The sequence below is a fragment of the Streptomyces capitiformicae genome, from assembly GCF_002214185.1.
In the GTDB taxonomy this organism is placed as follows: Bacteria; Actinomycetota; Actinomycetes; order Streptomycetales; family Streptomycetaceae; genus Streptomyces; species Streptomyces capitiformicae.
In genome coordinates, this window is the sequence record NZ_CP022161.1 from 8,639,843 (window position 1) to 8,663,043 (window position 23,201).

The 23,201-nt window shown below is 70.9% G+C and carries 12 protein-coding genes; 7 read left to right on the forward strand and 5 right to left on the reverse strand.

Annotated elements, in window-relative coordinates; genetic code table 11:
• Window positions 1-106: 106 nt before the first annotated feature.
• From CES90_RS38955 to CES90_RS38965, 3 genes are all read right to left on the reverse strand, one after another.
• Window positions 107-874 carry an enoyl-CoA hydratase/isomerase family protein gene (locus CES90_RS38955; RefSeq protein WP_189785786.1) on the reverse strand — a complete coding sequence of 256 codons (768 nt, stop codon included), beginning with the start codon at window positions 872-874 and terminating at the stop codon, window positions 107-109.
• A 103-nt stretch (window positions 875-977) separates the two neighbouring features.
• Window positions 978-2,228, reverse strand: a complete 1,251-nt coding sequence (locus CES90_RS38960; protein ID WP_189785787.1) for a L,D-transpeptidase — start codon at window positions 2,226-2,228, stop codon at window positions 978-980.
• Window positions 2,229-2,369: 141 nt separating this feature from the next.
• Window positions 2,370-3,596 (reverse strand): L,D-transpeptidase, encoded by a 1,227-nt coding sequence (locus CES90_RS38965; protein WP_189785788.1) that lies wholly within the window; start codon window positions 3,594-3,596, stop codon window positions 2,370-2,372.
• Window positions 3,597-3,933: 337 nt separating this feature from the next.
• Between CES90_RS38965 and glgX the strand changes: the two genes are divergently transcribed.
• From glgX to CES90_RS39000, 7 genes are all read left to right on the forward strand, one after another.
• Complete coding sequence (gene glgX / locus CES90_RS38970; RefSeq protein WP_189785789.1) at window positions 3,934-6,207, forward strand: glycogen debranching protein GlgX; 2,274 nt, start codon at window positions 3,934-3,936, stop codon at window positions 6,205-6,207.
• Window positions 6,208-6,329: 122 nt separating this feature from the next.
• On the forward strand, window positions 6,330-6,506 hold the full coding sequence (locus CES90_RS38975; protein ID WP_208921539.1) for a hypothetical protein: 177 nt from the start codon (window positions 6,330-6,332) through the stop codon (window positions 6,504-6,506).
• 60 nt (window positions 6,507-6,566) lie between these two features.
• Window positions 6,567-8,477, forward strand: a complete 1,911-nt coding sequence (locus CES90_RS38980; RefSeq protein ID WP_189785791.1) for an ABC transporter ATP-binding protein — start codon at window positions 6,567-6,569, stop codon at window positions 8,475-8,477.
• A complete protein-coding gene (locus CES90_RS38985; RefSeq protein WP_189785792.1) occupies window positions 8,474-10,345 on the forward strand; it encodes an ABC transporter ATP-binding protein in 1,872 nt (623 codons plus the stop codon). Before CES90_RS38980 ends, CES90_RS38985 begins: the two co-directional genes overlap by 4 nt.
• Before the next feature lie 244 nt (window positions 10,346-10,589).
• Window positions 10,590-12,326 carry an ABC transporter transmembrane domain-containing protein gene (locus CES90_RS38990; protein ID WP_189785857.1) on the forward strand — a complete coding sequence of 579 codons (1,737 nt, stop codon included), beginning with the start codon at window positions 10,590-10,592 and terminating at the stop codon, window positions 12,324-12,326.
• 62 nt (window positions 12,327-12,388) lie between these two features.
• Complete coding sequence (locus CES90_RS38995) at window positions 12,389-14,143, forward strand: ABC transporter ATP-binding protein (RefSeq protein WP_189785858.1); 1,755 nt, start codon at window positions 12,389-12,391, stop codon at window positions 14,141-14,143.
• A 317-nt stretch (window positions 14,144-14,460) separates the two neighbouring features.
• Window positions 14,461-16,530 carry a M4 family metallopeptidase gene (locus CES90_RS39000; RefSeq protein ID WP_189785793.1) on the forward strand — a complete coding sequence of 690 codons (2,070 nt, stop codon included), beginning with the start codon at window positions 14,461-14,463 and terminating at the stop codon, window positions 16,528-16,530.
• 276 nt (window positions 16,531-16,806) lie between these two features.
• Here the strand turns inward: CES90_RS39000 and tmk are convergent, their stop codons facing one another.
• Window positions 16,807-20,049, reverse strand: coding sequence for a dTMP kinase (gene tmk / locus CES90_RS39005; protein ID WP_189787044.1), 3,243 nt, complete (start codon window positions 20,047-20,049; stop codon window positions 16,807-16,809).
• 213 nt (window positions 20,050-20,262) lie between these two features.
• Window positions 20,263-23,124, reverse strand: coding sequence for a type I DNA topoisomerase (topA, locus tag CES90_RS39010; RefSeq protein ID WP_189787045.1), 2,862 nt, complete (start codon window positions 23,122-23,124; stop codon window positions 20,263-20,265).
• Window positions 23,125-23,201 lie beyond the last annotated feature (77 nt).

Sequence of the window (23,201 nt, forward strand, 5' to 3'; positions counted from 1 at the left end):
CCTTGGGCAAGGATGCCTTAAGGCTGCTTCAAGGCTCGGACAAACCGCCCCTTCGGGGGAACGGGTAACGCGACGCGAGGAGGACATCGCGTCAACTGCCAGTGGATCAGAGGAACTTCGCCTTGCCCGGCCCCTCCTGCACGAAGCTCCGCATCCCGCGCTCGCGGTCCTCCGTGGCGAACAGCGCCGAGAACCAGTTCCGCTCGATCGCGAGTCCGGTCTCCAGGTCGGTCTCAAGACCCGCGTCGATCGACTCCTTGGCGGCGCGCAGCGCGATCGCCGGGCCCTGGGCCAGCTTGGCGGCCCAGGCGTGGGCCTGCGTGTAGACCTCGTCGGCCGGGACGACCCGGTCCACCAGACCGAGGGCGAGCGCCTCGTCCGCCTTGACCATACGGCCGGTGAAGATCAGGTCCTTGGCCTTGGAGGGGCCGATGAGGCGCGACAGCCGCTGGGTGCCGCCCGCGCCCGGGATCAGCCCGAGCTGGATCTCCGGCTGGCCGAGCTTCGCGTTCTCGGCGGCGATGCGGTAGTCCGCGCACAGGGCGAGCTCGCAACCGCCGCCCAGCGCATAGCCGGTGACGGCGGCGACGACCGGCTTGGGGATACGGGCCACGGCGGTGAAGGATTCCTGCAGGGGCCGGGACCACGCGATCATCGCCGCGTGGTCCATGCCCAGCATCTCCTTGATGTCCGCGCCGGCCGCGAACACCTTCTCGCCGCCATGGACGACGACCGCCCGTACGTCGTCGCGGTGCGTGGCCTCCTCGGCCGCGTCCTTGAGGCCGTCCTGCATGGCCTTGTCCAGGGCGTTCATGGGCGGGCGGTCCAGGCGGATGGTGCCAACACCTTCGGCCACTTCAAGATGCACAGTCATGGAGGCAGGTTAACGGGGACTAACGGCACGGCCCCGGTGCAGTGCGTCACACCGGGGCCGTACGCGGAAGTCGCGCGACTCAGCTGTACTCAAGCGGAGGCGTTCACGCCTTCCACTTGTCCCACGACATGTTCCAGCCGTTGAGACCGTTGTCCGGGTCCACGACGCGGTCGTTGGAGTTCTTGACGACCACCACGTCACCGACCATCGAGCTGTCGAAGAACCACGCGCCCGGCGCGCCGCGGTCGTAGCCGCCGCGGGTGTCGCGCAGGCCGATGCAGCCGTGGCTGGCGTTGTAGTTGCCGAAGGCGCCGCCGCCCCAGTAGTTGCCGTGGATGAAGGTGCCGGAGGTGGTCAGACGCATCGCGTCCGGGACGTCCTTGATGTCGTACTCGCCGCCGTAGCCGACCGTCTCGCCGTTCATCCGGGTCACGCGGAGGCGCTCGCTGATGACCATCTGGCCGTTCCAGGTCTCCATGCCGGGCTTACCGGTGGTGACGGGGATGGTCTTGATGACCTTGCCGTCGCGGGCGACCTTCATCGTGAGCTTCTTGACGTCGACCGTGGAGACCTGGCTGCGGCCGATGGTGAAGGAGATCTTCTTGTTCTGCTCACCGTAGACGCCGTCGCGGCCCTCGACGCCGTCGAGGTTGAGGTCGACGGTGACCTTCGTACCGGCCTTCCAGTACTTCTCGGGGCGGAAGTCGAGGCGGTCGTTGCCGAACCAGTGGCCCGCGACCTCGACGGCCGGCTCGGTCTTGATGGTGATGGCCTTCTCGACGGCCTCGGGGTCCGTGATGCCGCGGGTGAAGCGGATCGAGAACGGCATGCCGACGCCGACCTTGGAACCGTCCTCGGGAGTGAAGATGCCGACGAACGTGTCCTTCGGGGTGAGGGTGGTGAAGGTCGAGTCCTCGGCCGCCTCACGCCCCTCGGAGTCCTTCGCGACGGCGTGCACCTTGTACTCGGTGGCCGAGTTGAGGTGGATGGACGGCGTCCAACTGGCGCCGTCACTCGCTATCTCCCCGGCTATCTTCTCGCCCTTGTCGTTCTCGACCGTGACCTCGGTCAACTTGCCCTTGGCGGCGGTGACCTTGAGGGCGCCACTGGTGGCCACGGAGTCGGCACCGTTCTTCGGGGCGATGGAGACCACCGCTTCCGAAGCCTTGGTGGCCGCCTTGTCGGACGCGCTCTTGTCCGAGCCCTTCGCCTTGTCACTGCCGGAGCCCGAAGCTCCGCTTCCGCTGCACGCGGTGACGGCGAGCAGCATCAGGCCGAGCACCAGCGCCAGTAGCCCCTTGCTTCCCCGAGTCCGCGCACCAACCGACGCCCCCGATATCGGTCGCCCGTTCAACTTCCAGTCTCCCCTCGCACGGCCTGATCAGGCCCGCCCCCTACGCGCGACGTGCGCGTACGCACGTACATTAACCAGATGGTCGGCTTGGATTGACCTTGGGGAATGTCACTGTTCAGTCCCAACTTGGACCATGTCGGTCTACTTCACCGCAGCACCCGCTTTCCATTCCTTCCAACCCATGTTCCACCCGCCGAGTCCGTTGTCGGGAGCGACCGTTTTGTCGTTGCTGTTGACCACCTCGACGACATCGCCGACGAGGCTGCGGTCGAAGAACCAGCCCGCCGGGGTCTGCGAACTGCCGCCCTTCACATCGCGCAGACCGACGCAGCCGTGGCTGACGTTGGCCCTGCCGAAGACGTCCTGGGCCCAGTAGTTGCCGTGCAGGAAGGTGCCGGAGGTGGTCAGGCGCATGGCGTGCGGGACGTCCGGGATGTCGTACTCACCTTTGCCGTTCGCCTTCTTGAAGCCGACGGTGGCGCCGTTCATCCGGGTCACTTCGAGCATCTCGGTGACGACCATCTTCCCGTTGTACGTCGTCGTCCTGGGCGCCCCGGCCGTGATGGGCAGCGTGGCGAGCACGCCGTCGCCGCGCTCGACGCGCATGGTGTGCCGGGCCGCGTCGACGAGACTGGCCTGGTGGCGGCCGATGGTGAAGGAGAACGTCTTGTACTGCTGGCCGTAGACGCCGGGCGCGCCCTCCACGTCCCGTAGCCGCAGGCCGACGGTGACCTCGGTGCCGGGCGTCCAGTAGTGCTCGGGGCGGAAGTCCAGGCGGTTCCCGCCGAACCAGTGCGGGCGGACCTCGACGGCGGGCCGCGCGGTGATGTCGACGGCGCGTTCGACGGCCGCACGGTCCTCGATGTCCCGGTTGAACCCCAGGGAGACGATCATCCCGGTGCCGACGGTGGCGCGGTTCTCGGGGGTGACGTACGCGACGAAGCGCTCCTCGGGGACGTACGTCGTGAAGGTGACATGCCGTGCCGAGCGGCGGCCGTGGCCGTCCAACGCGACCGCGTCGACGGTGTACTCGGCGGCCAGCGCGAGCTTCTGTGAGCCGGTGGGGCGCCAGGTCAGCCCGTCGGCGGACAGGCGGCCCGGTACGGGTGACTCCTGGGCGTCCTGGGACTTCACGACCTTGACCGACTCCAGGCGCCCGCTGGGCACCCGGACTTCGAAGCGCTGCTCCGGGCGCACGCCCTTGCTGCCGTCCTCCGGTGTGACCCGGATCGTGTCGTCGGGTGCCTTTCCGCTGGTCAGAGGTGAGCCGGCGGTGCAGCCCGCGGCTGAGGCCAGCAGGCCGGCCCAGGTCAGTACGGCGGTCAGCGCGGCACCGGCGCGGCGCGCGTGCGTCTGTGCGTGGTTCACGTGCGGCCCAACGACGGCGCACGCCCCCGGGAAACGTGAGTGCGAGGCGTGGTCTGGGCAGAACCTTTGGGAGGACGACGCGACGTGGAGGAGGGACCTGTCGTTGGGATCAGGCAGGCTTCGGGCGACGGCGCCTGATGGCTGCCGGTGAGCGGGGCTTGGTGCGTGCAGCTGCAGGGCGGAGGAGGGCGTCGACGCGTAGCGTCGGCAACCGACGACAACGCGGCAGATGTGCGTGCCAAGCCCCGCGCCCCAGGCCTGATCCGAACGAGAGGTCCAAAGGTAGGGACGCCTGACCTCCCCTTTCTGTCGCCCACCGAGCCGCGGGAGGCCTGAGGTGTCGAGCGCAGCCGAGCAGGAGACAGTGCAGAAGATGCGTGCGGTACCGGCCGCGCGTCAGGCGGCCGTGCTGGGCGGCAGGCAGAGCCGGGAGGAGCCTTCGCAACCCGTGTGGCCGGGGGCGCCGACGCCGCTCGGCGCGCGGTTCCGGGTGGGGCCGGACGGGGTCGCCGGGACCAACTTCGCGCTGTGGGCGGGCGGGGCGGAGGCCGTGGAGCTGTGCCTGTTCTCCGAGGACGGCGAGGAGACCCGGCTGCGCCTCGGCGAGCTGACCCATGAGATCTGGCACGGCTTCGTGCCCGGCGTCCTTCCCGGCCGGCGGTACGGCTACCGCGTGCACGGCCGCTGGGACCCCTGGACCGGCGCCCGCTGGAACCCGGCGAAGCTCCTCCTCGACCCTTACGCCCGGGCGGTGGACGGCGCCAAAGGGAATGATTACAGCAGCCTGCCGCCGGAGGTGTACGGGCATGTCCGGGACTGGCCCGATCAGCATGTCGCCGACACCGTGCGCGACGACCGGGACTCGGCGCCGTACGTCCCGAAGGGTGTCGTCGTGCACGATGACGCCACCGACGACGAGTGGATGGACGACCGCCGTCCCAAGACGCCGTGGGCGGACTCGGTCATCTACGAGCTGCACGTCCGGGGATTCACGCGGTCGCATCCCGGCATCCCCGAGGAGCTGCGCGGCACGTACGCGGGGCTCGCGCATCCGGCGGCCATCGAGCACCTGGTGAAGCTGGGCGTGACGGCGGTGGAGCTGCTGCCCGTGCACCAGTTCGCCCACGAGGACCATCTGCTGCGCCGAGGCATGCGGAACTACTGGGGCTACAACTCGATCGGCTACTTCGCCCCGCACGCGGCGTACGCGGCGTCGGGCACGGGAGGGCAGCAGGTCGGGGAGTTCAAGCGGATGGTGCGGGCGCTGCACGCCGCCGGGATCGAGGTCGTCCTCGACGTGGTCTACAACCACACGGCGGAGGCGGACGAGCGCGGGCCGAGCCTGTCGCTGCGGGGCATCGACAACCGGGGCTACTACCGGCTGCAGAGCGACGCGCGCCGCTACGCGGACTACTCGGGCTGCGGGAACACCCTCCACGTCGTCCAGCCGCACGTCCTCCGGTTGATCACCGACTCCCTGCGGTACTGGGTGACGGAGATGGGCGTGGACGGCTTCCGCTTCGACCTGGCCGCGGCGCTGGCCCGCTCGATGCACGACGTCGACATGCTGTCCCCGTTCCTCGCGGTGATCGCCCAGGACCCGGTGCTCCGCCGGGTGAAGCTGATCGCCGAACCCTGGGACGTCGGCTCCGGCGGCTACCAGGTCGGCGCCTTCCCTCCCCTGTGGACCGAGTGGAACGACCGCTACCGGGGCGCCGTACGGGATTTCTGGCGGGGCGCGCTGCCGGACGTACGGGACCTGGGCTACCGGCTCTCGGGCTCCAGCGACCTGTACGCCTGGGGCGGGCGGCGGCCGTACGCCTCGGTCAACTTCATCACCGCGCACGACGGTTTCACGCTGCGCGACCTGGTGTCGTACGAGCGCAAGCACAACGAGGCGAACGGGGAGGGCAACCGGGACGGGTCGGACGACAACCGGTCCTGGAACTGCGGGGCCGAGGGCGAGACGGACGACGAGCGGGTACGCGCGCTCAGGCGGCGGCAGTTGCGGAACCTCATGACCACGCTGCTGCTGTCGACGGGTGTCCCGATGCTGGTCGCCGGGGACGAGATGGGCCGCACCCAGGGAGGCAACAACAACGCTTACTGCCAGGACAACGAGATCAGCTGGGTGGACTGGGGCCTGCTGGAGGATCCGGGCTGGAAGGCGTTGTTCGACCTGACCGCACGTCTGATCGCGCTCCGGCACGAGCATCCGGTGCTGCGGCGGCGGGCCTTCTTCTCCGGGCGGGCCCATTCGGCGGACGGGCTGCGGGACCTGGCCTGGTTCACGGCACGCGGAACCGAGATGACGGAAGGGGACTGGTACGCCCCGGCCGCCACGCTCGCCATGTACTTGTCCGGCCGCGACATACCCGGCCGGGACGCGCGCGGGGCGCCGATCGTCGACGACAGCTTCCTCGCCGTGCTGCACGCCGGGGACCGCCCGGTGAGTTTCGTGCTGCCGGGGACGCCGTGGGCGGAGCGGTACGAGGTCGTCGTGGACACCACGCGGGAGGAGCAGACGGAGGGACCGGGGGTGGTGCACCGGGCGGGGGAGGCGGTGACGGTGCCGGCGCGGGCGGTGCTGCTGCTGAAGGTAGTCAGCTGAGGAAGCGGCGGGATTCCGCGCTCGTACGCCGTCGCCACCGCCGTCGCCCAGTCCTTGACGCCCGACTTGGCGTGCCAGAGTCCCGGCGGGCGGGGCGGGGCCACATCGGCCGACCCGCTCGTATGGCCCACGTCTTCTGGCTGGCACTCGCATCGGGCAGAGACCTGGTCGGCTGGCCTGTGACCCTTCTGGTCGCGGGCTTCCTCACCCTGCTCTGCACGGCAGCGTGCATCCGTACCTCACGCATCAATGGCAAGATCAACAATCCCCTGCGCGCCGCCCTGGCCGCAGCCGAGTAACCCCGCACCCGGCCGAAACTCGGTGGGCGTTGTCAGTGGCGGTCCGTAGGCTCGCTGCTGATGCCCACGACACGTGCAACCGCCGAAGAAGCCGACCAAGAGACAGAGATCAAGGACCGTTCCGCCGTACGCACACTGCTGCGGCTGTGGCCGTATGTGCGGCCCGTGCGGGCGCGGCTGTTCACCGCCGCGTTCGTCGCGATCATCGCCTCGTGCCTGGGGCTGGTCATCCCGCTCGTCCTGAAGTGGATGGTGGACGGGCCGGTCGCGGACCGGGATCCGGCGGGCGTGTGGCTCGGGGCGCTGTATCTGCTGCTGCTCGGGCTCGCCGAGGCGCTGCTGTTCGGGCTGCGGCGGTGGCTGATCGCACGGCCGCTCGCCGGGGTCGAGGCATCGATGCGCGCGGATCTGTACCGGCATCTGCAGCGGCTGCCGGTCGCCTTCCACGATCGGTGGGCCTCGGGGCAGTTACTGTCGCGCGGTACGACGGATCTGATGCTGCTGCGGATGTTCCTCGCCTTCCCGCTGACGTTCCTGCTGGTCAACGCGGTGACCATCGTCGTCGGCGTGATCATCATGCTGGGGCAGGACTGGACGCTCGGGCTGATCATCCTTGGTCCCGCCGTGCCGGTGGTCGTCACCTGCGTCGTCTTCGAGAAGAAGTACGCCGCTGTGGCGCGGCTCGCGCAGGACCAGGTGGGCGACCTGACGACGGTCGTCGAGGAGAGCGTGCTCGGGATCCGCATCATCAAGGGGTTCGGGCGGCACCGGAGCCAGGCTCGGGCCTTCCGGGAACTGTCGCGGACGCTGCGGGGCACGGAACTGCGCAAGGCCCGCCTCCTGTCCACCATCTGGGGCGTCATCGTGACGCTCCCCGAACTGGCGATCGGGGCGGCGCTGATCGTCGGTGTGGTGCAGGTCGCCGACGGGCAGCTGTCGGCGGGCACGCTGGTCGCCTTCCTCTCCACGGCCCTCGCACTGCGGTGGCCCGTCGACTCCATCGGCTTCTTGCTGGCGATGAGCCAGGAGGCGGCGACGGCGACGGAACGGTACTTCGAGGTGATGGACGCGGAGCCGGAGTCTTCGGGACCGGGGGTTACCTCGGCCGAGGCTTCGAGTGTGCCGGAGCTGGTGTCGGCCGGGGGGAGGTTCCGCAGCTCGGCGGTTCGAGGTGCCGCTGCGCCCACCCGTGCCGCCCCAGCGGCACGACTGCCCGCAGCTGCGACGGGCGGCCTCCGGTTCCACAACGTCCGGTTCCGTTACCCCGACGCCGCCCCCGACACGCCCCCCGTCCTCGACCACATCGACCTCCACATCCGCCCCGGCGAGTCCATGGCCCTGGTCGGCGCCACCGGCTCCGGCAAGACGACGCTCACCGCCCTCGTCCCCCGTCTGCACGAGCTGACGAGCGGCCGGATCACCCTGGACGGCGAGGACATCACCGAGATGTCCCGGGAAGAGCTGCGCGCGAAGGTGTCCGTGGCCTTCGAGGAACCCACCCTCTTCTCCGCGACCGTGGGCGAGAACGTCCTCATGGGCGCCCGCCCCGACGCAGGCACCCCCGACCTGGACCGCGCCCTGGCCATCGCCCAGGCGGACTTCGCGCACGCCCTCCCGCAGGGCACCGCCACCCAGGTGGGCGAGCAGGGCCTCAGCCTCTCCGGCGGCCAGCGGCAGCGGCTGGCGCTCGCGCGGGCGGTGGTGGGCCGGCCCCGTTTCCTGGTGCTGGACGATCCGCTGTCGGCACTGGACGTGCACACGGAGGCCGCGGTGGAGGCCGCGCTGCGCCGGGTGCTGGCAGAGACGACCGCGCTGATCGTGGCGCACCGCCCGTCGACGGTCCTGCTCGCCGACCGCGTGGCCCTGCTCTCGGGTGGCCGGATCGCCGCGGTCGGCACCCACCACGAACTGTTGCGCACGAACGCCGAGTACGCGCATCTGATGTCCGGGACCGAGGAGGACGACCGATGACGGCGCCCACGACCACCGCGCCGGCCGCCGACGACAACGACAACAACGCCGACTCACACGGCCCGCAGCCGCACAAGGGCGACCCCTTCGACCGAGACGCTCTGCCCACTCCCCCGGGCGCCACCCTCGCCCTCCTCCGCTCCCTGCTCGCGCCGATGAAGGCCCGCGTGGTGATGACCAGTGTGCTGCTCCTGCTCCAGCAGGCGGCGGTGCAGGCGGGCCCGCTGCTGGTGGCGTACGCGATCGACAGTGCCGTACCGGCGTTCCGCGACGGCCGGCACGGGCCGCTGGTCGCGGTGGCGGTCGGGTATCTGCTGTGCGCGGTGGCGGCGGGCGGGTTGCAGTACGCGTTCATCGGGGCGTCGGCGCGGGTGAACCAGGACGTGCTGCTCGATCTGCGCGGCCGGATCTTCCGGCACGCGCAGGCGCTGAGCATCGACTTCCACGAGCGGTACACCTCGGGCCGGCTCATCTCCCGTTCCACCACGGACGTCGAGTCGCTGCGCGAGCTGCTCAACGAGGGGCTGCAGGAACTCGTCGGCGTGATCCTCGCCTGCGCCTACATCTCGGCGATGCTGCTCTGGCTGGACCTGGGCCTCGGTGCGGCGGCGCTGGCGTCGTTCGTGCCGCTGTACGGGCTGGTGCGGCTGTACCAGCGCCGCGCGGCGAGCGTCTACGCCGCCCGGTCGACGGCGATCGCCGCGGTGATCGTGAAGTTCGCGGAGACGATGAACGGCATCCGGCCGGTGCGGGCGTTCCGCCGGGAGGCCGTCAACGACGCGGAGTTCGGGCGCCTGAACCGGCACCACGAACGCACCAACGGCGACGCCATCCTGGAGATGGCCCGCTATGTGGTCGGCTCCCGTGTCGTCGCGAACATCACGGTGGCGGCGATCGTGCTGTGGGGCGCCTACCGGGTGGCGTCGGAGTCGCTGGCACTGGGTGTGCTGGCGGCCGCGGTGCTGTATCTGCGGCGCCTGTACGACCCGATCGACCGGCTCGGCATGTTCCTCAACTCGTACCAGTCGGCGGCGGCGTCACTGGAGAAGATCGCGGGCCTCCTCGCCCAGACCCCCTCGGTCCCGGAGCCGGCCGAGCCGAGGGAACTGCCTCCCCCGGCCTCCGAACTCCCGGGCCGCGAGGTCGTGTTCGAGGGCGTGACGTTCGCCTACCGCACCGGTGGCGAGATCCTGCCCCGCTTCGACCTCACCCTCCCGGCGGGCAGCACGGTCGCGGTGGTCGGCTCCACCGGCGCCGGCAAGTCGACCCTCGCCAAACTGCTGGCCCGCTTCTACGACCCCACGGCCGGCCGGGTCCTGCTCGACGGCGTCGATCTGCGCGACCTCCCCGTGCCCGAGCTGCGGCGCGGGGTGGTCATGGTCACCCAGGAGTCGTTCCTGTTCTCCGGCACGGTCGCCGAGAACATCGCCATCGGCCGCCCCGACGCCACCCGGGAGGAGATCGAGCGGGCCGCCAAGGCCATCGGCGCCCACGACTTCATCACCGCCCTGCCCGAGGGCTACGACACCGACGTACGCAAACGCGGCGGCCGCATCTCCGCCGGCCAACGCCAACTGGTCGCCTTCGCCCGCGCGTTGCTGGCCGACCCCGCCGTCCTCATCCTCGACGAGGCCACCAGCTCCCTGGACATCCCCGGCGAACGGGCGGTGCAGCGCGCGATGGCCACGGTGCTCCGCGGCCGCACGGCCGTGGTCATCGCCCACCGTCTGTCGACGGTGGAGATCGCCGACCGGGTACTGGTGATGGAACAGGGCCGGGTGGTGGAGGACGGCAGCCCGGCGGAACTGATCGCGGGAACGGGCCGTTTCGCGGACCTGCACCGGGCGTGGAGGGACAGCTTGGCGTAGGCAACGGACTGGTGAGGTCGCACGTTCGACTGCGGGCCGGTGGGGGCTTGTCGCGCAGTTCCCCGCGCCCCTGAAAGACAAGGCCGCACCCCGTGCTTTCAAGGGGCGCGGGGAACTGCGCGAGCAACCCCACACAACCCGCACCCGCCAACACACCCACCCACCCGAGCTCCCCCGGCCCCCCAAGCGGAGCGCTGGGGCGGGGGCGAGACAACTCATGGACGGAACAGGAAAGCGGGGGCGGATGATCGACGCGTACGAGGATCCCGGCACACCGGACTGCCGCGGCGGCGCCCGCTACCTGTGGTGGCTGGTCAAACAACAGGCGGCCCGATCCGCAATGGGCTCCCTCATCTCCTGCGTATGGATGGTGCTGCTGGCGGCAACCCCGTACCTCCTCTCCCGCGCCATCGACGAGGGCCTCCAACCCGGCGACTACCCGGCCCTGGCCACCTGGACGGCCACACTCTTCGCCGTGGGCGCCTTCAACGCCTGGCTGAGCGTCATGCGCCACCGCACGATGACCCGCGTCCGCATGGACGCCAACTTCCGCACGGTGAAGGTCGTGATCGCCCACGCGGTGAGACTGGGCGCGGCCCTCCCCCGCCGCATCGGCACCGGCGAGGTCGTCACGATCGGCGTCGGCGACGTCAACACGATCTCCTCCTCGCTGACCGTCATCGGCCCCGGCGTCGGCGCGATCGCCGCGTATCTGGTGGTCGCCGGCCTGCTCGTGTCGGTCTCGCTGCCGATCGCCGCGGTCGTACTCCTCGGGATGCCGTTGATGGCCGTACTCGTGGGCCCGTTGCTGCGCCGTCTGCAGGGCACGGAGACGGAGTACCGCGAACGACAGGGCGTGCTGACCGCGCGGATCGCGGACCTCGCGGGCGGGCTGCGCGTCCTCAACGGCCTCGGCGGCAAGGGCCTGATCGCCGACGCGTTCCACCGGGACTCACAGCGGCTGCGGGCGCAGGGGTACCGGGTGGGGTCGGTGACCAGCTGGGTGCAGGCGATCGGGGTGGGGCTGCCGACCCTGTTCCTGGCGGTGGTGACCTGGCTGGCGGCCCGGCTCGCCGCGCAAGGGTCCATCACGGTGGGCGAGTTGGTGTCGGTGTACGGGTATGTGACGGTGCTGGTGCGGCCGGTGTCGTACTTCGTGGACTGGGGCTACGAGGTCAGCCGCGGGGTGGTGGCGGCACGGCGCGTCATCCGGTTCCTGACTCTGGAGCCCCTGCCGGACCACGGCACCGAGGACGCGCCCGCCGAGCCGGCGGCGCTGCACGACCCCGAGTCGGGCGTTCGGGTGTCGCCCGGCCGGCTGACCGCGCTGGCCGGCGACCGGCCGGGCGACGCCACGGCCGTCGTGGACCGGCTCGGGCGGTACGCTCCGACGGCGGCGACCTGGGGCGGAATCCCCCTCGACGAGATCCCGTTGGCGCAGGTCCGCGCACGGATCCTGGTCGCCGACCACGAGGCCGACCTGTTCGCGGGGCGGCTGCGCGAGCTGCTGGGCGAGCGGGACGACGACCTCGCCGTGCGGGAGGCGTTACGGGCGGCCGTGGCCGAGGACATCGTCCAGGGCCTGCCGGACGGCCTGGACTCGCCGATCGACGCCCAGGGCCGCAACCTCTCCGGCGGCCAGCGGCAACGCCTGCGGCTGGCCCGGGCGTTGCTCGCCGACCCCGAGGTCCTGCTCGCCGTCGAGCCGACCTCGGCGCTGGACGCCCACACCGAGGCCCGGGTCGCCCAGCGGCTGCGGGCGGCCCGCGAGGGCCGTACGACCGTCGTCACCACCACCTCGCCCCTTGTCCTGGACCACGCGGACACCGTCCACTACCTGGTCGAGGGCAAGGTCGCCGCCACGGGCAGCCACCGCGAACTGCTGGCCGGCGAGCCGGGCTACCGGGCACTGGTGGCGCGGGACGCGGGCGAGGCGGAGGACGACACGGACGAGGCCGCGAGCGAGGAGGTCGTACGGTGACCAAGGGACCCACCACCGACGCCGGCGAACCCACCACCGACGCCGGCGAACCGACCCCCGGCATGGTGGGCCGCCTGCCCATCGCCGGCCCCGCCGATGTGCGGCGGGCCGCCGTCCGTCTGGTGCGCGCCGACGGGCGGGCCTTTCTCGCCGTGCTGGGGCTGAACGCGGCGGCGGCCGGGACGGGGCTCGCGGGGCCCTGGCTGCTGGGGCGGATCATCGACGAGGTGCGCGGCGGGGGCGGCGTCGGGGCAGTGGACCGGCTGGCGCTCACGCTCCTGCTGTGCGCGGTGGCGCAGTTGCTGCTGGCGCGTTGGGCCCGGTATGTGGGGCACCGGTTCGGGGAGCGGATCCTGGCACGGGTGCGCGAGGAGTTCGTGGACCGGACGCTGGCGCTGCCCGCGTCGGTCGTGGAACGGGCCGGCGCCGGTGATCTGACGGCGCGCGGCACGGCGGACGTGGACACGGTCGGCAAGACGCTGCGCGATGTCGGGCCCGAGTTGCTCATCAGTTCGGTGCAGGCGTTGTTCCTGCTCGGTGCGGTGTTCGCGCTGGACCCGCTGCTCGGTGTCTGCGGGCTGTTCGGTCTGACCGGCATCTGGATCGTGCTGCGCTGGTATCTGCGCCGGGCGCGCGCCGGTTATCTCGCGGAGGGCGCGGCGGGCTCCGAGGTCGCGGAGATCGTCGCGGCGACCGCGTCCGGCGCCCGTACGGTCGAGGCGCTGCGGTTGGAGCGGCGGCGTATCGCCGCGAGCCGGAAGGCGCTGGAGACGTCCCGGCGCCGGCGCTTCCACACCCTCTTCCTGCGCTCGGTGTTCTTCCCGGGCGTGGACATCTCCTACTTCGTGCCCGTGGTGACGATCCTGCTGCTGGGCGGGGTGCTGCACGAGCGCGGCTCGATGAGTCTGGGCGCGGTGGTGGCGGCGGCCCTGTATCTGCAGCAGCTCAGCGGTCCGCTCGACGAGATCCTGATGCGGGTCGAGCAACTGCAGAGCAGCGGCGCCTCGTTCGCCCGCGTGGAGGGCCTGGCCGGGGCTCCGCGGGCGGACTCCGCCGACTCCCCGGAACCGGCGGACGACCGCATCGACGTGACCGGTGTCCGTTACGCCTACGACCGGGGCGGCGAGGTGCTGCGCGGGGTCGACCTGACCGTTCGCCCCGGGGAACGCCTGGCCGTCGTCGGCCCGTCCGGTGCCGGGAAGACCACCCTGAGCAGGCTCCTGGCCGGCATCGACGCGCCGACGTCGGGCACGGTCACGGTGGGCGGGGTGCCGGTCGTCGGCCTCGGCCCGGAGCGCCTGCGCCGCCAGGTCGTCCTGGTCACCCAGGAGCACCACGTCTTCCTCGGCACGGTCCGCGACAACCTCCTCATCGCCGAACCAACCGCCACGGACGAGCAGTTGTGGGCCGCCCTCACGGCCGTGGGCGCCGACATCTGGGTCCGCGACCTCCCGGACGCCCTCGGCACCCGCCTCGGCCAGGGCGGCCACCGCACGGACGGACCCCAGGCCCAGCAACTCGCTCTGGCCCGCGTCGTCCTGGCCGACCCCCACACCCTCATCCTCGACGAGGCCACGGCGTTGCTGGACCCGGCGACCGCCCGCCACACCGAACGCGCCCTGGCCGCCGTACTGCAGGGCCGCACGGTCATCGCCATCGCCCACCGCCTCCACACCGCCCACGACGCCGACCGCGTGGCCGTGATGGAGGACGGACTCCTCACCGAACTCGGCACGCACGAGGAACTGGTGGCGGCGGAGGGGGCGTACGCGGCGCTGTGGCACTCGTGGCACGGGGAGCGGCCATCGGCCGTTTGAGCGCGATCCCGACCTGACGGCCGCAGAGGCGATGCGGCACATCTGGAGCCGAACCCAGGGCGAACAGTCCGTATACCGAACATGACCACCCGGCCAACGGACGACTTCCGGCCAACCTTTTGACGCGGTCCTGACATAACCCGCACACGCCTGCCACTCTGCCCACAACCGCGGCACAGCAACCTCACAAACCCCGTTGCCGTGGCGCGAAGCACCCCCACGCATGTGGTTTTCGCGTGACACACCGTTCTGCCCGGGCGGCGTCCGACCGTCCGGTCTCCCCGGCCGTGCGACCCGCGGCCACGCAGAAGGAGTCAGTGTTGAGACGCCAGTCCCACAGACGCACCTCCCACACCCGCAACACCTTCACCCGCACCACCCAGCGAAGGGCCGCCGCCGGCGCGCTCGTCGCCGTGACCGCCCTGTTGGCCGCGGCCGTCCAGTCGGGCGCCGCCACCGCCGCCCCGGAGAAGGCACCGTCGGCTGCGAGCAAGGCCAACCCGGGCGCGCTCCCGGTGAAGCTCACCCCCGCACAGCGCGCCGAGCTGATACGCGAGGCCAACGCCACGAAGGCCCGGACGGCCGAGGAGCTGAACCTCGGCGCCAAGGAGAAGCTGGTCGTCCGTGACGTGGTCAAGGACCGCGACGGCACCGTGCACACACGGTACGAGCGGACGTACGACGGCCTCCCGGTCCTCGGCGGCGACCTGGTCGTCGAGACGTCGAAGGCGGGCGAGACCGAGGGCATCGTCAAGGCCACCAAGGCGACGATCGAGGTCAAGTCGCTGAAGCCCACCGTCACGGCCGCGAAGGCCGAGAAGCAGGCCCTGAAGGCGGCCGAGGCCGAGGACGCCAAGAACCCGGACGTCAACCGGGCGCCCCGCAAGGTCGTCTGGGCGGCCGGCGGCAAGCCGGTCCTCGCGTACGAGACGGTCGTCGGCGGCTTCCAGCACGACGGCACCCCGCAGGAGCTCCACGTCATCATGGACGCCACCACCGGCGAGAAGCTGTACGAGTGGGAGGCGATCGAGACCGGCACCGGCAACACGGTGTACAGCGGCCAGGTCACCCTCGGCACCACGCAGTCCGGGTCGACGTACAACCTCACCGACGGCGCGCGCGGCGGCCACAAGACGTACAACCTGAACCGCGGCACCTCCGGCACCGGCACGCTCTTCTCCGGCTCCGACGACGTGTGGGGCAACGGCAGCCCGTCGAACCTGGAGTCGGCCGCCGCCGACGCCCACTACGGCGCGGCACTGACCTGGGACTACTACAAGAACGTGCACAGCCGCAACGGCATCCGCGGCGACGGCGTCGGCGCCTACTCCCGCGTGCACTACGGCAACAACTACGTCAACGCGTTCTGGCAGGACACCTGCTTCTGCATGACGTACGGCGACGGCTCGGGCAACGCCAACCCGCTGACGTCGATCGACGTCGCCGCGCACGAGATGACCCACGGCCTGACGTCCAACACGGCCGGCCTGCGGTACTCCGGCGAGTCCGGCGGCCTGAACGAGGCCACCTCGGACATCTTCGGCTCGACGGTCGAGTTCTACGCGGCGAACTCCTCCGACGTCGGTGACTACCTCATCGGCGAGGAGATCAACATCAACGGCGACGGCACGCCGCTGCGTTACATGGACCAGCCGAGCAAGGACGGCTCGTCCAAGGACGCCTGGTACTCGGGCATCGGCTCGATCGACGTGCACTACTCGTCGGGCCCCGCGAACCACTTCTTCTACCTCCTCTCCGAGGGCAGCGGCGCCAAGACCGTCAACGGCGTCAGCTACAACTCGCCCACCTCGGACGGCCTGCCGGTGACCGGCATCGGCCGCGCCAAGGCGGAGCAGATCTGGTTCAAGGCACTGACGACGAAGTTCACGTCGACGACCAACTACGCGGGCGCCCGCACCGGCACCCTCGCGGTCGCCGGTGAGCTGTACGGCACCACGTCCGCCGAGTACACGGCGGTGCAGAACGCGTGGGCGGGCGTGAACGTGGGCACGCGGCCCGGCGGTGGCGGAGGCGGCGGCACCTCCTTCGAGAACGGCACCGACGTATCGATTCCGGACAACGGAGCGGCGGTCACGTCCTCGATCACCGTCTCGGGCCGGACGGGCAACGCGCCCTCCAACCTCGCGGTGGGGGTCGACATCACCCACACCTACATCGGTGACCTCCAGGTGCAGCTGATCGCCCCGGACGGCACGGCGTACACGATGAAGGCGTACGGCACCGGCGGCAGCTCGGACAACATCGCCACCACGTACACGGTGAACGCGTCCTCCGAAGTCGCCAACGGCGTCTGGCAGTTGCGGGTCCAGGACAACGCGGCGCAGGACACGGGCCGGATCAACGGCTGGAGCCTGACGTTCCCGTGAGCCGGCGGACCGTCCCGTAGTTCACATGACGGCCGAACAGCAGGCGTCGCCCCGGCGGGTCAACTCCCGCCGGGGCGACGCACGACTGTCCGCAGCGAGGGGGCAGCGGCGTAGGACAGCCACCACCACGGGCGGGTCAGCCGCGAGACGGCGGAAGGGGCCGTGCCGGTACGTCATGCCCATCGCGTGGAGCGCGAGCCTCGACCCCATCCACACCCCACGTGAACCGGCCCAACCGCAGCACGCGCCGAACCCCAAGAACGGGCCCGCAGCGATTCAGCCCCGGCGCCGCCGCCCCCAGCCCCGCCGCCCCTCACCGCCGTCGTCGTCCTCATGCGGCCCCAGCAGCTCATCCGCCAGCGTCGGCAGATCGTCCAGCGGCGTCTCCTCGGCCCAGTCGGACCGCTGCCGACGCCGAGGAGCCCCCTCCGCATCGACCTGAGGTATCTCCCGAGTCCGATCCTCCGCCCCATCAGGCCTCGGTTCCGTCCCCGCCCCCGGCCGCTCATCCCGGAAGAACCCCGGCGGCACCCGATCGTCACGCACAGGAGGAAGCACGGCGGTCTCGTCAGCCGCCCCCGGAGGCACCGGCGGCAACACCGCGGTCTCCTCTTCCGCCCCCACAGGCGGCGCCGGCGGCCACGGCAACTTCGCCGTGGTCTCCGAATCCGCCCCCTCTGCCCCACCCGGCCGCACCGGCCGCACCGGCGGCAACACAGCCGTCTCATCCACCGGTCCACCAGACGCGTTCGTCGGCGTCACAACCGGCGTAGGCACAGTCGCCTGCTCATCAGCCCCACCGGCCCCACCGGCCCGGGAAGCCCCCGAGGCCCGCTCAGCCTCAGCCACCCTCTCGGCCTCAGCCGCAGCCGCAGCGTCCCGCTCGGCCTGAGCCACCCGCTCAGTCTCAGCCGCAGCCGCGCTCTCGGCCGCAACCCTCCGAGCCTCCTCGGCCCGAAGCAATGCCTCCTCGGCCTTCCGCTGCTTCTCGAGGCGCCGCGCCTCCGCCTCCTCCCGCAGCCGCTGCTCCTCCGCGGCCTGCTGACGGCGACGCTCCTCCTCGACCCGCCGCCGCTCTTCCTCCTCGGCCCGGGCCTTCTCCTCGGCGAGGAGCCGCGCCTGCTCCTCCTCGGCACGACGACGGGCCTCCTCCGCCCGCTGCCGGGCCTCCTCGGCCTGCCGCTCCGCCTCGCGCCGCTGAGCCTCCTCCAGCTCGCGCCGCTTGCGCTCCTCTTCCTCGGCACGGAGCCGCGCGAGCTCCTCCTGGCGCTCACGCTCCAGCCGCTCTTCCTCGGCCTTGCGCACGGCCTCTTCCTCGGCCTTGCGCCGCGCTTCCTCCTCGGCCTTGCGCCGCGCTTCCTCCTGCGCCTTCACCTCTGCCTCGGACAGCGGCAGCATCACATCCAGCCGAGCCCGGACAACGGTCGTCACGGCCTCCGGATCCTGCCCGGCGTCCACCACCAGATACCGCCCGGCATCCGCCGCGGCCAACGTCAGGAACCCGGCCCGCACCCGCTCATGGAACTCGACCGGCTCCGACTCCAACCGATCCGGCGCCTCGGTGAACCGCTCCCGCGCGGCCTCCGGCGAAACATCCAGCAGCACAGTCAGATGAGGCACGAGCCCATCGGTGGCCCACCGCGAGATCCGAGCGATCTCAGTCGGCGAGAGATCCCGCCCGGCCCCCTGATAAGCCACGGACGAATCGATGTACCGATCCGAAATGACAACAGCGCCCCGCTCCAAAGCAGGCCGAACCACCGTATCCACGTGCTCGGCCCGATCAGCCGCGTAAAGCAGCGCCTCGGCCCGATGCGACAACCCGGCACTGCTGACGTCCAACAGAATCGACCGCAGCCGCTTCCCCACCGGAGTGGCCCCCGGCTCCCGCGTGACCACGACCTCGTGCCCCTTGGCCCGGATCCACTCGGCGAGCGCCTCGACCTGGGTGGACTTCCCGGCACCGTCACCGCCCTCCACGGCGATGAAGAACCCGGACGCGGCCGGCGCCTGCACCGGATCGTCCCCGCCCAGCAACGCGTCCCGCAGGTCATGCCGCAGCGGCACCCCGGACCGGTCGTCGACCTTGGCGAGCAGCAGCGCGGCCACCGGCAGCAGCAACGCCCCCACCAGCATCAACGTGAACGCCGCGCCCCCGTGCGCAAAGACGAACTTCCCGCTCTCGAGCCGGTGCGGCCCGATCAGCGCGGCGAAGAGCGGCGCCACCAGAGCCGCCAGCGCCACAAACACCCGTACGACGGCATGCAGATGATCGGTCGTCCGCGCCCGCCGGAAGTCCTCGGCCTCCTGGTCGAGCAGCGTGTGCCCGGTGTTCGCGGCGATGCCCGCGCCCACACCCGCAAGACCGAAGATCAGCACCACACTGGTGACATCCGGCACGAGCCCGGCGGCGAGCAGCGCGATCCCCGTGAAGGCGATCGCCAGCGCGAGCAGCCGACGTCGCGACAGCGAGGGCAGCACAGCCGACGCCCGACGGATCCCGAATACGACCCCACCGGTCAGCGCGACGACGAGCAGCCCGTACATCACCGGCCCGCCGCCCAGGTCCTTGGCGTGCAGCACGGCGACGGCGACGGCCGCAGCGACGGCACCGGCAACAGCGCCACACGCGAGCACCAGGATCGGAATCGCACCCGTACGACCCTTGTCGACACCGGTACCGGTCTTGGGCCGACGCAGCCCCTCCAGCGGCGACCGCGCGCGCGGTGTACGCGTCTTGGGCAGTTCGAGGAAGGTCACCACGGACAGCGAGGCGGCGAAGAGCCCGGCGGCGACGTACGACGCGAGCGCCGCCTGATGCTGACCGAACCAGTCGATGCCCGCGCCCAGCAGATTGTTCAGCAGCGACGCGACGACGAGCACCGCGGCCGCGAAGGGCACCGCCACGAATCCGGTACGCAGGGACAGTCGCCGCAGCGCGTCCATGTGGTCCGGCAGCGGACGTACGGTCGCGCCCTCCAGCGGCGGCGTGGGCAGCAGCGCGGGCGCCGCGCTCTCCCGGCAGACCGTCCAGAACCGCTCGGCGACCCCGGCGACGAACACGGTCACCAGGAGCACCGCGAGCGCGTTGTCCGGCGTCCAGTCGATCCACAGGGGCGCCACGATCAGCAGCAGCACCCGCAGCCCGTCGGCACCGACCATGGTCCAGCGTCGGTCGAGCAGCCCCTCCTGAGACGTCAGCGAGGTGAGCGGTCCGAGGAGTACGGCGCCGAAGAGCAGCGTCGCGAGCACGCGCGTACCGAACACGGCCGCCACGGTGAGGGCGACGCCCCGGTACCCACCCCCGAAGGCGCCCTCGGCGATCGCCGTCTGAAAAACGAGAAGTACCAGCACGAACAGCGCGAGGACGTCCCCGACACCACCCACGAGCTGTGCGCTCCACAGCCGTTTGAGCTGTGGCTGACGCAACAGCGCCCGTACCGCACGCTCCCTGGAGTCGGCGGCCAGGGCGTCATCGGGGGCCGGAGTCTGGGCCATCGGCTGCTCGCCTCGCATCATGCTTTCAGCCTATCGGCACCCACCGACACGCCGAACCGACGCCCAAACGCACACACAACACGCACGTTCAGCGAAGGCGAGGTGAAGATTCAGGCCAAGGTCACCGGCGGCCGACCCAAGGGGGGCGGGGCTGTGTCGATGTGCGGCTCCGCCGCGTGGGCGCGCTCCACCACGACCAACCGGCAGTCGCCGACCCACCCGCACCCCGAGCCGTCAGGCGTCCGGCACAGCCTTCTTGGCGGCCACCTTCTTCGCCGGCGCGGCCTTCTTCGCCGCAGCCGTCTTGGAAGTCGCCGTCTTCTTCGCGGCCACCTTCTTCGCCGGTGCTGCCTTCTTCGCCGCAGCCTTGGTCGCCGTCTTCTTCGCCGGCGCCTTCTTCGCGGTCTTCTTGGCCGGCGCCTTCGCCCGCTTCTCGGCGAGCAGCTCGAACCCACGCTCCGGCGTGATCGCCTCCACGCTGTCCCCGGACCGCAGCGTCGCATTGGTCTCGCCGTCGGTGACGTACGGCCCGAAGCGCCCGTCCTTCACCACGACCGGCTTCCCGCTGACCGGGTCGGCACCCAGTTCCTTGAGCGGCGGCTTGGCCGCGGCCCGCCCCCGCTGCTTGGGCTGGGAGTAGATCTCCAGCGCCTCTTCGAGGGTGATGGTGAAGAGCTGCTCCTCGGACTGCAGCGAACGCGAGTCCGTGCCCTTCTTCAGATACGGCCCGTACCGCCCGTTCTGCGCGGTGATCTCCTGCCCCTCGGCGTCCGCGCCGACGACCCGCGGCAGCGACATCAGCTTGAGGGCGTCCTCGAGCGTCACCGTGTCCAGGGACATCGACTTGAACAGCGAGGCCGTCCGCGGCTTGACCGCGTTCTTGCCGGTCTTCGGCGTGCCCTCGGGCAGGATCTCCGTGACGTACGGACCGTAGCGCCCGTCCTTGGCGACGATCTGGTTGCCGGTGACCGGGTCGGCCCCCAGCTCGAAGTCACCGCTCGGCTTCGCCAGCAGTTCCTCCGCCAGCTCGACGGACAGCTCGTCCGGCGCGAGGTCGTCGGGGATGTCCGCGCGCTGGTGCTGCTCGGTGTCCTTCTCGCCGCGCTCGATGTAGGGGCCGTAGCGCCCGACGCGCAGCACGATGTCGTTGCCGACGGGGAACGACGAGACCTCGCGCGCGTCGATCGCGCCCAGGTCGGTCACCAGCTCCTTCAGACCACCAAGGTGGTCCCCGTCGCCGTTGCCCGCCTCGGCCGCGCTGCCGTTCGCCACGCCCGCGACGGAGTCGCTATCAGATGCAGCTTCACCGAAGTAGAACCGGCGCAGCCACGGCACCGCCTGGGCCTCGCCCCGCGCGATGCGGTCGAGGTCGTCCTCCATCTTGGCGGTGAAGTCGTAGTCGACGAGCCGCCCGAAGTGCTTCTCCAGCAGGTTGACCACGGCGAAGCTCAGGAAGGACGGCACCAGAGCCGTGCCCTTCTTGAACACATAGCCCCGGTCGAGAATCGTTCCGATGATCGACGCGTACGTCGACGGACGGCCGATCTCCCGCTCCTCCAGCTCCTTGACCAGCGACGCCTCGGTGTAGCGGGCGGGCGGCTTCGTAGCGTGCCCGTCGACCGTGATCTCCTCGGCGGAGAGCGCGTCACCCTCGTTGACCTGCGGCAACCGGCGCTCGCGGTCGTCGAGCTCGGCGTTCGGGTCGTCGGCGCCCTCGACGTAGGCCTTGAGGAAGCCGTGGAAGGTGATCGTCTTGCCTGAGGCGCTGAACTCGGCGTCCCGGCCGTCGGCGGCCGTGCCACCGATCTTCACCGTGACGGAGTTACCCGTCGCGTCCTTCATCTGGGAGGCGACGGTCCGCTTCCAGATCAGCTCGTACAGCTTGAACTGCTCGCCGGTCAGCCCTGTCTCCGCCGGGGTACGGAAACGATCGCCCGAGGGTCGGATCGCCTCGTGCGCCTCCTGCGCGTTCTTGACCTTCCCGGCGTACGTACGCGGCTGCGCCGGCAGATAGTCGGCGCCGTACAGCTGCGTGACCTGGGCGCGGGCGGCGGCGATCGCGGTGTCGCTGAGCGTCGTGGAGTCCGTACGCATGTACGTGATGAAGCCGTTCTCGTACAGCTTCTGCGCGATCTGCATGGTCGCCTTGGCCCCGAAGCCCAGCTTCCGCGAGGCCTCCTGCTGGAGCGTCGTCGTACGGAACGGGGCGTACGGCGAGCGGCGGTACGGCTTGGACTCGACGGACCGGACGGAGAAGCGCGTGCTCTCCAGGGCGGCGGCCAGCGCGCGGGCGTTCGCCTCGTCCAGGTGCAGGACGTTCGCGCCCTTGAGCTGTCCGAGCGAGTCGAAGTCACGGCCCTGGGCGACACGGCGGCCGTCGACGGACTGCAGGCGCGCGACCAGGGACGACGGGTCGGAGGCGTCACCGGCGCGGCCGGTCGCGAAGGTGCCGGTCAGGTCCCAGTACTCGGCGGAACGGAACGCGATCCGCTCGCGCTCCCGCTCCACCACGAGCCGGGTCGCGACGGACTGGACACGGCCCGCCGACAGCCGCGGCATGACCTTCTTCCACAGGACCGGCGAGACCTCGTAGCCATAGAGGCGGTCGAGGATGCGACGGGTCTCCTGGGCGTCGACCAGCTTCTGGTTCAGCTCGCGCGGGTTGGCGACGGCGGCCTGGATCGCGGCCTTGGTGATCTCGTGGAAGACCATCCGCTTGACCGGGACCTTGGGCTTGAGGACCTCCTGGAGGTGCCAGGCGATGGCCTCGCCCTCGCGGTCCTCATCGGTGGCGAGGAAGAGCTCGTCGGAGTCCTTCAGCAGGTCCTTGAGCTTCCTGACCTGCGCCTTCTTGTCCGCGTTGACCACATAGACGGGCTGGAAGTCGTGCTCGACGTCCACGCCGAGGCGGCGCACCTCGCCGGTGTACTGCTCGGGCACCTCCGCGGCGCCGTTGGGAAGGTCGCGGATGTGCCCCACGCTCGCCTCGACGATGTAGCCGGGGCCGAGATAGCCCTTGATCGTCTTCGCCTTGGCAGGCGACTCGACGATGACGAGTCGGCGGCCGCCCTTCGCGGTCTCGCTGGTCGGGGACAACTTCGCTCTTCTCTCCGGTCGACGCTGGGTCTCCCCAGGCTACGTCCCGGGGTCGGGCACCCCCAGTGGCTTGTGCC

Bases quoted from the DNA above. Each gene is read 5' to 3' on its own strand.
- CES90_RS38955 (WP_189785786.1), bottom strand. From the start codon at position 874: ATGACTGTGCATCTTGAAGTGGCCGAAGGTGTTGGCACCATCCGCCTG.
- CES90_RS38975 (WP_208921539.1), top strand. From the start codon at position 6,330: ATGGCCCACGTCTTCTGGCTGGCACTCGCATCGGGCAGAGACCTGGTC.
- CES90_RS38980 (WP_189785791.1), top strand. From the start codon at position 6,567: ATGCCCACGACACGTGCAACCGCCGAAGAAGCCGACCAAGAGACAGAG.
- CES90_RS38985 (WP_189785792.1), top strand. From the start codon at position 8,474: ATGACGGCGCCCACGACCACCGCGCCGGCCGCCGACGACAACGACAAC.
- CES90_RS38990 (WP_189785857.1), top strand. From the start codon at position 10,590: ATGATCGACGCGTACGAGGATCCCGGCACACCGGACTGCCGCGGCGGC.
- CES90_RS38995 (WP_189785858.1), top strand. From the start codon at position 12,389: ATGGTGGGCCGCCTGCCCATCGCCGGCCCCGCCGATGTGCGGCGGGCC.
- tmk (WP_189787044.1), bottom strand. From the start codon at position 20,049: ATGATGCGAGGCGAGCAGCCGATGGCCCAGACTCCGGCCCCCGATGAC.